Origin of the sequence: Paenibacillus sp. 22594 (genome assembly GCF_052044425.1) — a bacterium.
Classification (GTDB): Bacteria; Bacillota; Bacilli; order Paenibacillales; family Paenibacillaceae; genus Paenibacillus_AQ.
This window is the reverse complement of the sequence record NZ_JBQENA010000007.1, coordinates 124,039-135,581: the sequence shown is the minus strand read 5'-3', so window position 1 is coordinate 135,581 and position 11,543 is coordinate 124,039. Positions and strand designations below refer to the sequence as shown.

10 protein-coding genes and 1 riboswitch are annotated in these 11,543 nt (G+C 52.0%); all 10 genes read left to right on the top strand.

What is annotated here, in order from left to right; genetic code table 11:
• Window positions 1–8 precede the first annotated feature (8 nt).
• The 10 genes from ACTJKB_RS21740 to ACTJKB_RS21695 all read left to right on the top strand — a co-directional run bounded on the left by ACTJKB_RS21740 (window position 9) and on the right by ACTJKB_RS21695 (window position 11,543).
• Window positions 9–668 (top strand): dihydrofolate reductase family protein, encoded by a 660-nt coding sequence (locus ACTJKB_RS21740; RefSeq protein WP_440836457.1) that lies wholly within the window; start codon window positions 9–11, stop codon window positions 666–668.
• A gap of 73 nt (window positions 669–741) precedes the next feature.
• The gene (locus ACTJKB_RS21735; protein ID WP_440836456.1) at window positions 742–2,106 is read left to right on the top strand and encodes an MATE family efflux transporter; all 1,365 of its coding nucleotides are present in this window, start codon (window positions 742–744) and stop codon (window positions 2,104–2,106) included.
• Between the two features lie 84 nt (window positions 2,107–2,190).
• Window positions 2,191–2,628, top strand: a complete 438-nt coding sequence (locus ACTJKB_RS21730; protein WP_440836455.1) for a MarR family winged helix-turn-helix transcriptional regulator — start codon at window positions 2,191–2,193, stop codon at window positions 2,626–2,628.
• Between the two features lie 77 nt (window positions 2,629–2,705).
• A complete protein-coding gene (locus tag ACTJKB_RS21725; RefSeq protein ID WP_440836454.1) occupies window positions 2,706–3,824 on the top strand; it encodes an alpha/beta hydrolase family protein in 1,119 nt (372 codons plus the stop codon).
• A 189-nt stretch (window positions 3,825–4,013) separates the two neighbouring features.
• Window positions 4,014–5,126, top strand: coding sequence for an ABC transporter substrate-binding protein (locus tag ACTJKB_RS21720; protein WP_440836453.1), 1,113 nt, complete (start codon window positions 4,014–4,016; stop codon window positions 5,124–5,126).
• Window positions 5,127–5,225: 99 nt separating this feature from the next.
• Window positions 5,226–6,149 carry an ABC transporter permease gene (locus tag ACTJKB_RS21715; protein ID WP_440836452.1) on the top strand — a complete coding sequence of 308 codons (924 nt, stop codon included), beginning with the start codon at window positions 5,226–5,228 and terminating at the stop codon, window positions 6,147–6,149.
• The gene (locus ACTJKB_RS21710) at window positions 6,146–6,946 is read left to right on the top strand and encodes an ABC transporter permease (protein ID WP_440836451.1); all 801 of its coding nucleotides are present in this window, start codon (window positions 6,146–6,148) and stop codon (window positions 6,944–6,946) included. The genes ACTJKB_RS21715 and ACTJKB_RS21710 overlap by 4 nt, the downstream gene beginning before the upstream one ends.
• Before the next feature lie 40 nt (window positions 6,947–6,986).
• Window positions 6,987–8,030, top strand: coding sequence for an ABC transporter ATP-binding protein (locus ACTJKB_RS21705; protein WP_440836450.1), 1,044 nt, complete (start codon window positions 6,987–6,989; stop codon window positions 8,028–8,030).
• Window positions 8,031–8,811: 781 nt separating this feature from the next.
• Entirely contained in the window at window positions 8,812–9,048 is a 237-nt protein-coding gene (locus ACTJKB_RS21700; protein WP_020433541.1) for a DUF6953 family protein, read from the top strand.
• A gap of 251 nt (window positions 9,049–9,299) precedes the next feature.
• Window positions 9,300–9,392: riboswitch (cyclic di-GMP riboswitch) on the top strand.
• 51 nt (window positions 9,393–9,443) lie between these two features.
• The gene (locus tag ACTJKB_RS21695; RefSeq protein ID WP_440836449.1) at window positions 9,444–11,543 is read left to right on the top strand and encodes an S-layer homology domain-containing protein; all 2,100 of its coding nucleotides are present in this window, start codon (window positions 9,444–9,446) and stop codon (window positions 11,541–11,543) included.

Sequence of the window (11,543 nt, the reverse complement as noted above, 5' to 3'; positions counted from 1 at the left end):
GAAGCGAAATGAAAACTACTATATTCAGCCAAATTTCTATAGATGGAAAGCTAACGATGGGGGCAGGCAATTCGAGTAAGGAGCTATTTTCGTTGTTTTCCAGTCAAGATATCGAATTCATCCATCTATTCCGGGGCAATGTACAGGGGATTATGGTCGGGAAAAATACAATTCTGACGGACAATCCGTTTCTCACGAATCGATATGAGGCCAACAAAAATCCAATCCGCATCATTCCGACGAGTACTTTGGACATTCCGCTGGACAGCAATGTGCTCTCCGATCAGGGGAGGACGATTATCGTCACGACCGAGAAAGGGCGGGACGAGGAGAAAATGAGACTGATCCGGGAAAAAGGGAAGGAATGCCTCATCTGCGGCGAAGATAAAGTCGACTTCGTGGAGCTTGAGCGCCAGTTGGAGGAAAACTACGGCATTACCAGTCTGATGGTAGAAGGAGGAGGTTTTCTGAACTGGCATATTTTCAATCAGGACATCGTCGATGAAATCATTCTGATGCAGCTTCCGATCATCATAGGCGGCTCCACGAATATTACTTTAGTGGATGGAGACGGATATCAGGAATTGTGCTTTGCGAAAAAGTTCAAGGTTGTAGAAGTTCAGCCAAAAGATAATTACACGCTCATGCGCTACAAAAAAGTGATATGACCTCACACTAAGTCATAGACTTCGAATGGCTAGGGGAGCTGTAAATCGAGAATATGGGGGTTGTGTAGAATCTATGCCAGACAAGGACGATTTCTACAAAAGTGTATATAAAATCGCTGTGCCCGTTACGCTTCAAAGCTTGCTGATGGCACTGCTTAACCTAACGGATCAATTGATGGTGGGACAGCTAGGAGATGTGGCGATTGCCTCGGTCGGGATGTCTACGAAAATATACGGGATCATCGCGGTTGTATTGGCCGGTTTATCGACAGGGGTATCCATTTATGCTGCCCAGTTTTGGGGGAACAAAGATGCCAAAAGTGTATCTCAGGTGCTGGGTCTCGGGCTGATCGTCGGCTTTGCGTTCTCGTTCCTGTTCTCTGCGGCTGTCTTCATCGATTCACCGCTGTTTCTGAGCATGTTCACCACAGACGTGAATGTAATAGACGATGGTTACATTTTCTTGCGGGTGATGTCACTTGGATTCGTGCCTGTCATGCTCACAATGATGTATTCCGCGATTTTGCGCAGTACCGGGCATGCCAAATGGCCGATGTATGTAAGCTTAATAACAGTTGGTTTGAATATTATCCTGAATTACGTGCTTATTTTCGGTCACTTCGGCTCTCCTGAGTTTGGTCTGAAGGGCTCGGCTATGGCTACCCTTATTTCCAGGGTTTTCGAATGTTTGTTAATCATTGGTGCCGTATACCGGTATCGTTTGCCGGGAGCTGTTGGATTAAAGAACTTATTCATGATTCCTAAACCGCTCATCCGCAAGTTTTTTGGAACGACCTATCCGCTGCTGTTGACTGAATTGATCTGGGTATTGGGTGAAACGGCATATGCGATCATCTACAGCCGCATGGGAACGACAGAGATGACTGCGATGACCATTACATTCCCGCTGCAAGGGCTTTGCATCGGTTTGTTGTCCGGTCTGGCTAGTGCAGCCGGGGTAATGGTTGGCAACCGTTTAGGCGCGAACGAGACCGATATCGCACTCCGTCACGCCAAACGGTTCATTCGCCTTGGAATCATTATCTCTCTGATCGTCGGGGGCATTATTGCGGCAGGCTCGAAGCTGTATGTCTCTGCGTTCAACATCTCCGAAGATGCCAAACAAATGAGTATTTATATCGTTATCGTGTTCGCCGGATTTCTTTGGGTCAAAGTATCCAATATGATTATCGCCGGCGGCATTCTGAATAGCGGGGGAGACAGCAAGTTCGTGTTTGGCATGGAATCGACCGCAACGTGGCTTATAGGCGTCCCATCCGGGCTGCTGCTGTCGTACATTTGGAAGCAGCCTGTCTACCTTGTGTATCTCGTCATCTCTCTGGAGGAGGTTGTCCGTTTTGGCTTCGGCTATGCCCGGATTTACTCCCGCAAGTGGATGCGAAATTTAGTTAGCGATCTGAGTAAACTCGAAGTCTGATTTTTTACGGATAAAGGTCCTTGACAAATAAAGGTTGTTGCAGCTACTATAGCTGTGACAACTTGTTGAGGATGGGTGAGGTGTATGCCTAACGGATTTGATTATACAGAGCTGATTGGATTTCAGATTATCAAGGGCGAGGTGCTGATCAAGCGCAGGATGCTGGGCATTTTTATGGAGAAGGGCTACGACCTGACCTTTGAGCAATGGACAGTGCTGAATGTGCTGTATGCAGAGCCTGGAATCATTCAGAGCGAGATTGCGGCCAGAACCTTCAAGGACAAGACGAATGTTACGCGTATTCTGGATGTGCTTGCCAAGAAGGGGTATGTGGCCCGCGAAGCGCATGGCAAAGACCGCCGGAGCTATCAGATTTATCTGACAGCAGCGGGAAAAGAGATGTTTGCCGACCTTATTCCTCATGTGAACCAGTTAAATGAACTATTTAAGCAAGATATCCCGGGTGAGGAACTGGCGCAATTCATCCACACCTTAGAGAAAATTTGCCGGAACGCTCAATAAATTTTTTTGCCCAAATGGTTGTTATAGCTATTATATATATAACTATTAAATTTCAACCGCGAAAGGATTGGGTGATCATGACAGAGCTCACAATGAAGGAAAGATTCGCATTCCGGTTTGTTTTTAATGAAGAGAGAGTGTATCAGCACTGGTATGGCAGGTTTCTAATGTTCGGGACGGATTATGGAAGACTCCGAAGAGTGGTGGCGAGAATCGGCGATTGGCGCAAGTGGTGTGAGATCTGGACGGCGGAAGGAGATGAGGTGTACCGCACTGCGGAAAGGGCACTTGCGGAAGGCAGCCTGGGCAAATCCAGGGCTTTATTCCATGAAGCGGTAGCCTGCTACCATGCGGGTCAGCATATCTTTTTTATCGACAGCGTGCAGAAAGAAGCCACACAGGAAAAGGCAAGAAAAAGCTATGTCCGGGCGCTCTCTTTGTATAACGACACGGAGAAGCCTGTCCGGGTGGATATCCCGTATCGCGGAGTTTTCATCCCGGGTTATTTGCGGAAAGCAGACACGGAGGGCAGACCCCTTGTTATTTTTGTGAATGGCATGGATAACATTAAAGAAGCGGAAGGGCATCATTTCGGCTCGGTGTTTAGCGGGCAGGGTTTTAACTTTTTTACATTTGACGGACCGGGACAGGGGGAAATGTGGCGCTCGCTAAAATTTGACGCCCGGGATTACCATTCTGCGGTATCCGCGGTAATCGACTGGTTTGAACAGCAGCCGCCGAGCGGAATGGATCTCACAAGGATCGGCCTTGTCGGCTTCAGTCTGGGGGGATATCTGGCGCCTGAGGCGGCAGCCCGCGATTCGAGAGTGAAATGTACGGCCGGTAACAGCGGTCTGGTGTATATCGGCGGGTTGCGGGGGTTGAAGCAGCTGAATCCGATCTGGCAGCGGGGGGTTACCTATATGACGGGCTGCGAAACGCTGGAAGCAGCGCTCCCGCAGTTCAATTATGATATTGAAGAGGCTCCCGCCCTACGCTCACCGCTGCTCTTTTACCATGCGGGCCGTGATGAGGTGATGCCTTCGCCCAAGACGCATGCTGACAAAATGGTGGGCTGGGCCAAAGGGGAAACGACGCTGAATTATATGGAGGATGCGGAGCATTGCACCATGAATTATCTGGACGAAGTCTTCCCGGAAATGTTGGATTGGTTCAAAAAGCATCTGCGTATGTAGCTTGTACGGCGTAACTACAAAGAATTACAGAAAACAACTGTCTGCAATCCAGACAGTTGTTTTTTTACAAATGTTACTATTACTCTTAATGTCTGGCGAATAGTGTCCCTCTATACTTCAGTTGGGCAGCGAATAAGCTTGGATCAGAGAGGGAGCCCGCAAATCAGAAATAGGAGTGATAGGGAAATCATGAAAAAAAGATTCGCGAAACTTTTATCCATGGGTCTGCTGTTGTCCTTGCTCGTCCTGTTGCTTGCCGCTTGTGCCAACTCGGAAGCCAAAGCTGATGAAAAGAACGGTAATGCCGGGGCCAAAGAGCTGAGCTTAAGCGAAATTGAAGCCGAAGCTACCAAAGAAGGCACTGTGGTCAGTGTGGGCATGCCGGATTCGTGGGCCAACTGGAAGGATACCTGGAATGATATTACGGCCAAGTATGAAATTACACATACCGATACCGATATGTCGAGTGCCGAGGAAATTGCCAAGTTCGAAGCGGAAAAGGATAAGCCTACAGCCGATATTGGCGACGTGGGCATTGCCTTCGGTCCGGTTGCAGTGGATAAAGGCGTAACTCAGCCCTACAAAACCTCCCATTGGGACGAGATCCCGGATTGGGCCAAGGATAAGGACGGCAACTGGGTTGTGGGTTATCAAGGCAGTATTGCTTTTCTGACCAATACCAAGCTGGTGGCCGATCCGCCGAAGAGCTGGGAAGACCTGAAGAATGGCAAATACAAAATCATCGTGGGCGATGTGACCAAAGCGGCTCAGGCCCAAATGGCTGTGCTGGCTGCAGCGATTGCCTTTGGCGGAGATGAGTCGAACATTGAACCGGGGATTGCCTTCTTTGAAGACCTGGCGAAAAAAGGCCGGCTCTCCAATGCTGAGGCTTCACTTGCCAATATCGAGAAGGGCGAAGTGGAAGTGACGCTGCTGTGGGATTTCAACGCGCTGAACTATAAGGACCAGATCGACAAAAACGGTTTTGACGTCGCGATTCCGAAGGAAGGCAGTGTGGTAAGCGGCTATGCGACGGTCATCAACAAATGGGCTCCACATCCCAATGCGGCCAAGCTGACGCGTGAGTATATTCTCAGCGACGAAGGGCAGATCAATCTTGCTAAAGGCTATGCCCGTCCGATCCGCGACAGCGTGAAGCTGCCGGAGGATGTTGCCGCGAAGCTGCTGCCTAAAGCGGAATACGCCAATGTGAAGCCGGTTGGGGACTATAAAGTGTGGGAAAAAACCGCGAAGAGCCTTCCCCAGCTGTGGCAGGAACGCGTGCTTGTGCATTTGAACTAACCGTCTTTATAATCAGTTTTCATACAAGAGATATGGGGGCGCCTGAGCTGTATGCCTAAGGCGCCCGCTTGCTTATTCTTCACGAAAGGAGCGTGCAGGATGAAACAGAGACAACGCGGCCTGATACTGGCCCTGGCTCCGTTTGTGCTGATGGTGCTGGCCTTTCAGGTGGTGCCCGTCTTCTCCATGCTGTCGGGCAGCTTCCGCAGCGCGGACGAAGCGGGTTTCACCCTGGGCAACTACCGGCATGCGCTGAGCAGCGCCTACTATATGCAGGCGATCAAGAACAGCCTGCTGATCTCCGTCCTCTCCAGCCTGATCGGGGTGGGTGTAGGGCTTCTATGTGCATACTGTATTACCCGCTTTGCACCTGCGGTACGGGACCGGCTGCTGATGCTGTCCAATATGACCTCGAACTTTGCCGGGGTTCCGCTGGCTTTTGCCTACATTATTCTGCTTGGCAACAATGGCGTGTTCACGCTGCTGTTCAAACAGTGGGGCTGGAGCGTATTTGGCGGATTTAACTTGTACAGCTGGTCCGGTCTGATTCTAGTGTACGTCTATTTCCAGATTCCGCTGGCCTTATTGCTGATGTATCCGGCGTTCTATGGCATCCGGGAGCAGTGGAGAGAGGCGGCTGCCCTGCTTGGGGCAGGGCCCTGGCAATTCTGGAAGACAGTCGGTCTGCCGGTGTTGTCTCCGGCGATCTTCGGCACACTCGGCATTCTCTTCGCTAATGCGATGGGCGCTTACGCCACTGCTTACGCGCTGGTTGGGGGGAACTACAACCTGCTCGCCGTTCGCATCGGCTCATTGGTCGCCGGCGATGTGGTGACCCAGCCGGAGATGGGCAGTACACTCGCGGTTCTGCTTGCACTAAGTACGCTGCTGGCTGTGTTCCTAAATCAGCGGATGGTGCGGCGGATGGAAGGATTCGGCGGCAGAAGTCCTGCCAGGCGGGAGCGCAGCAGCGGACGATCCAACCGGCGCTGGCCAGCAGTCCGTGAGGAGGCGGGACAATGAATACGCGCAAAGCGGGCTTCGCCCCGCGCACCTTCATGCTCCTGCTCATGGTCTATTTGCTGCTGCCACTGCTGGCAACGGGATTATATGCTTTTGCCCAGGATTGGCAGAATACGCTGCTGCCCCGCAGCTGGACACTTAGCTGGTTCGGTGACATGTTCCGGGATATCCGTTTTCTGGAGGCGCTGTGGACTTCGTTGTATCTGTGCATCATCAGTGTGCTGCTCAGTCTTGCCGTGATGCTGCCGGCTGTTTTTGTCATTACGGTTTATTTTCCGCGCTGGGAGAGCTTCATGAAGGGGATTGTTGTTCTGCCTTACGCTGTGCCGGGAGTTGTGGCGGCTGTAGGTCTGATCCGCACCTATTCCTCTGGCCCATTTGACATTTCGGGTACTGCTTATTTGCTGGTCGGGGCATATTTCGTGGTCATCCTGCCGTATATGTATCAGGGCATCCGCAACAGCCTGCTGAGCGTATCGGCCGTAGAGCTGCTGAATGCCGCCGAGCTGCTTGGGGCCAGGAGACGGACTGCGTTTGTAAATGTGATTCTGCCGAATATCTGGCCGGGGGTCATGGTCTCCGCGCTGCTGTCCTTCTCCGTGCTATTTGGGGAGTTCGTGCTGACGAATATGCTGGTGGGAGGCCATATCCAGACGATTCAGGTTTATTTGTACCAGCGGGTGGGGGAAAGCGGACATTTGGCCAGCGCAATTGCCATTTCCTATTTTGTATTTATTCTGCTGCTGTCGGCCGTGCTGATGAAGCTTGGCTTGAAGATTAAAGGACAGGCGAAGTAAGGTCTAGCGGCCGGAGGTCCACAATAAGGAGGATAAAGGAATGGAAGATTATCTGAAGCTGGAGGGTGTCCGCAAAAGCTTTGGTGATGCGCCTGTGCTGGCTGGAGTGGATCTGAAAATCGCAGAGGGGGAGCTGATCACGCTGCTGGGCCCTTCCGGCTGCGGCAAAAGCACGCTCCTGCGCTGCATCGCCGGGCTGACCGAGCTGGACAGCGGCAGCATTGTGCTCGCGGACAAGGAGCTGACGAAGCTGCCGCCGCGCAGCAGAGATGTGGGCATGGTGTTCCAATCCTATGCGCTGTTCCCCAATCTGACCGTCATCCAGAATGTGGAATATGGAATGCGCATGCGCGGCGTTGCACCGGCGGCGCGGCGCAGCCGGTGCGAAGAGCTGCTGGCGCTGGTCGATCTCGAAGACAAGCGCGATGTCTATCCGCAGGCGCTGTCCGGCGGACAGCAGCAGCGGGTGGCACTGGCGCGCTCACTGGCCGTCCAGCCGAAGCTGCTGCTGCTGGACGAACCGCTAAGCGCGCTCGACGCCAAAATCCGCAAGAATCTGCGCGCGGAAATCCGCGATATCCAGCGGCGGCTGGGCATGACGACGCTGTTCGTCACCCACGACCAGGAGGAAGCGCTGATCCTCTCGGACCGGATCTGTATCATGAACCAGGGGCGCATGGTGCAGGAAGGTTCCCCGGAGCAGCTGTACACAGCGCCCCGCACAGAATTCGCAGCCCGGTTCATGGGCAGCTATAACGTATTCAACCGGGCGGAGGCACTCGCGTTGTTCCGCAGGATCGACAGCCGCTCCGACCGTTTCGCGATCCGCCCCGAGGCGGTAACACTGCTGCCGGAAGGAGAGGCGATCCAGGATGATGCGGATGGCATGGTGGATGTACGCGGACAGGTTCAGGCCGTGTCGATTCTGGGCAATATCATCCGCGCCACGGTCATGGCAGAGGGGATCAGTCTGACCGTAGACCTGCTGAATGACGGCCGCTGGCTGCGGGTTCGGGAAGGGGATCATGTGACCCTGTTGCTTGATCCCTCCCAGCTGCTGCATCTGGAGCAGGAGGGGGCGTAGAGGCGGGGATATAAGTCCTGACTCCAAGGCTTAGCGTCGATGCTTTCGCTGGAATGGAAGTTTGCTATGTGTATCGCTCAACGTTCTTAAATTATGATTACTTATCGTTGATATACAAATTCATGTGGAAAAACTACCACTAATCAGCTGGAATTACGATATCACAGCACTGAAGTGGAAAAAGTAAAACTAAAAATCTACTTTCAGCCCGAATTATCCATGTTAACCAATATTAAGTGTACAAATTCCAACTAATACTAGTATTTATACGATTTATCGGAAATTAAATGTATAAATTCCAACTAACCTCCGTCGTGCATACGTGAGCCAGTCTTTTCGTTCAGCATAAACGATATAGAGTTGATTTAGAATCGATCTCTGTGAATCGAAAGAATCTCTGTAGGAACAGAGAATTCATTGGGTAGCATATTCGAATTCTTAAGTTCGGCTTATACACCATCAAGCAGCGGGCATGTGCGGGGAGGCGGAGGAGTGCCCGTCTGCTTTCACTTCTTTCACTTCTTTCACTTCTTTCACTTCTTTCACTTCTTTCACTTCTTCTACTTCTTCTAATCCTTTCTATGCGAACCTGTTCTGCCTGAATTGCCATGACTGTTGCCCGTCCGTCGTGCTGTTCACTCCCCGTTCTTGATCTTCGGCCCGCCTATTCTCTCTCCATTATCCCGACCCTTGCCCCGTCCAGCGAACCTCCCGTGTGACCATATTCATGCTATAATGGGAAGGCATTGTAGAGGGATTTACAGGAAGGAGCAGTACCCTTATGGAAGCAACCGCACAAGAGGTAGCGGAGTGGATGGTCAAGGAGATCCGTTTTACGGGAACTCTGTACCAGACCGCTGCGATTGAATATGTGAAGGCTAATTTTGGCGAGCAGTTTGTATTTGTGAATGAGAACGGGAATGCTTCGTTGTCCAAGGATGTGAAGAAGGCCTTCCGCAAGCTGCACGGCGGAAGAATTGCCTGGGACCGTGACGGATTCCTGTGGGCCTGGACCTGAAATATGCCCCCGGGCCAGCTATGACGCTGCTGACCGTTGAAGCCCTTTCTGCTTGTCCAGTAGAAGAAGTATAGAAGCTGACTATAAACCACATGCGGGGCATCCCCTGAATGTGGTTTTTTCTATGTCTAAATCCCTAAAAAAGGAAAAAATAGAACATCTTAATTCTACAGGAATAAATTCCGATAATGATAGAGTCCTGTACATCGAAAGTCACAAATACATAAGGGTAAAGGGACAGAAAACCGAGTTTGGAACAAAGGCAAATCCGTACGAAAGTCGGAGACGCAAAGCCACGGGCCTACTTCATCCGGGAAGGATGTTAGGGTAGCCGGGCCGCTCAAGGCACTTGGTTTTTTGGTGTGCCTACAAATAGCGCTGGGGGAGAGAAGTGAATGAGGTTGGAAAGGGAAATAAAGTTGTCGCGGCCCCTTGTGGCCGCAGTGGCGGTGGTGTGTATGCTTGGGGGCCTGTTAAGCGGTGAGCTCAGCTTGAAGCAGGTTTCGGCAGCCGGGACAGATCCGGGCAGAACGGACTATAGTGTATCCGGTGACCGGATCGTATGGCTGGAAGCAGATGCGGGCGGGGTCAGACAGGTGTACTCGCTGAATCAATCCAGTGGTGCGGATACGGTACTTACGACGAGCTCATCCGCCAAGGATGCCCCTTCTGTGGGCGGCAATATTGCCGTGTGGGCAGACAAGGGAACGGAGCAGGAATCTTCCCTGAACTGGGATATCTACTCTGCAAATCTTGCAACAGGCACCCGCATCAAGCTTAACAAGCAGTCCGGTCAATACGGGAATCCGACTACGGATGGAGTTGGCGTGGTCTGGTACGAGCGCAAAAATTACGGCAGCATGATCTATCATGACCTGGCTACGGGGGTTGAAGCCGACCTCGGCGAAGGACGGTTCCCGGTACTGGCCGGTGGCGAAGTGGTGTATAAGAATGCCCGTGACGGGGGCCTCAGTCTGCTGGATTTAAGCAGTGGAGTCACGCGTGCGCTTGTTAGTCTGGGCGGAGCGAATTACGTGGACTGGTTTGTTTTTAACGGGAGCCATGTGCTGTTTAAGCAAAAGAACGGCGCCTCTGAGAGTAAATATGTGCTTCTGAATATCAAAGATCTGACGGCACAGCCTGTGGATCTCACGGAGATGAAGCCTGGAGGAACAGAGTATGCCTTCATGTCCATAGGCGGAGGACAGGCCGTTTTTCAAGAGGATGTAAATGGTGTTGTCACCCTGAAGCAAGTAAACCTCTCAACCTATGCGGTACACCCGCTGTCAGCGTTAGAGGCAGGGGCTAAGCTGATTGGTATAAGCGGCGATAAGCTGTTGTACAGCAAGAAGAATGACTACATAGAATCGATTAACTTGCAAGAAGGATCAACTCCTCCAAGTCCGGGAACGGCTCCATCCCCAGGTTCAACCCCAAATCCGGGTTCTACTCCAAATCCAGGTACAGCCCCGAATCCAGGTTCTACTCCTGAAGTGAAGATCCCTATAGTAACCGGAGCCAAGGATACTCAGGTTATCGGCAGTGCCGGCGGTATCTTGTCTGTACTGAATGGCTGGGCGCGGTTGGAGATTTCAGCAGGAACCTTCAAGGACAATACCACTGTAAGCTTGGCCCAGGCGGAGCTGGAGACACAGGCACTGCTCGACGCAAACGGCAAAAAACTGCTGAAGGCAGGTTCCGCCTGGCAGATACAAGCGAGTTCTCCATTCCTGATCCCGGCCAAGCTGGCGGTTCAATATCCCAAGGAAGAGCTTTGGACGACAAGTCGTGAGAAGCTTGGAATCTACAGCTACAATCCGGCAAAAGGCAACTGGACCTATATCGGCGGAGTGACTGCAGCGGAGAATGGATTTGTGCAGGCCAAGATTACAGCCTCCGGACTGTATGCGGTTATGCTGCGCGATATTGATTTCACAGATTTGTCAGGCCATTGGGCACAGCAACAGGTAGAAGTACTCGCAGCAAGAGGAATTGTGAACGGGATGAACGGAACCAACTATGCGCCAAAAGGTATTCTGACCCGGGCGGAATTCACGAAGCTGCTGGCAACAGCTCTTCAGTTGCAGCCGGTGCAGCCGGGTACGGCGACCTTCCGTGATGTCCCTGTGGCGAGCTGGTCTTACCCTTATGTGGAGGCGGCAGCCAAGGCCGGAATCGTAACCGGAGAAGCTGGACTTTTTCATGGCAATGATCCGCTTACCCGTGAACAGATGATGGTGATGCTGATGCGGGCGATTGACAGCAATACGGGCAACAAGGCTTCTGCTGCGGATGCGGTCAAGCGTGAGGCTGGACTCTCCGGATTCAAGGATAAGGACAGCATTAGCGCATGGGCACGGGAATCTGTAGCTGCTGCAGTCGAGAAGAAGCTGGTGCAGGGCAGCGGAGAGTTTTTGAAGCCTAAGGATTCATCCACGAGAGCCGAGGCGGCAGTCATTATGTACAAGCTGCTGGCCGAGTTGAAATTACTCTAA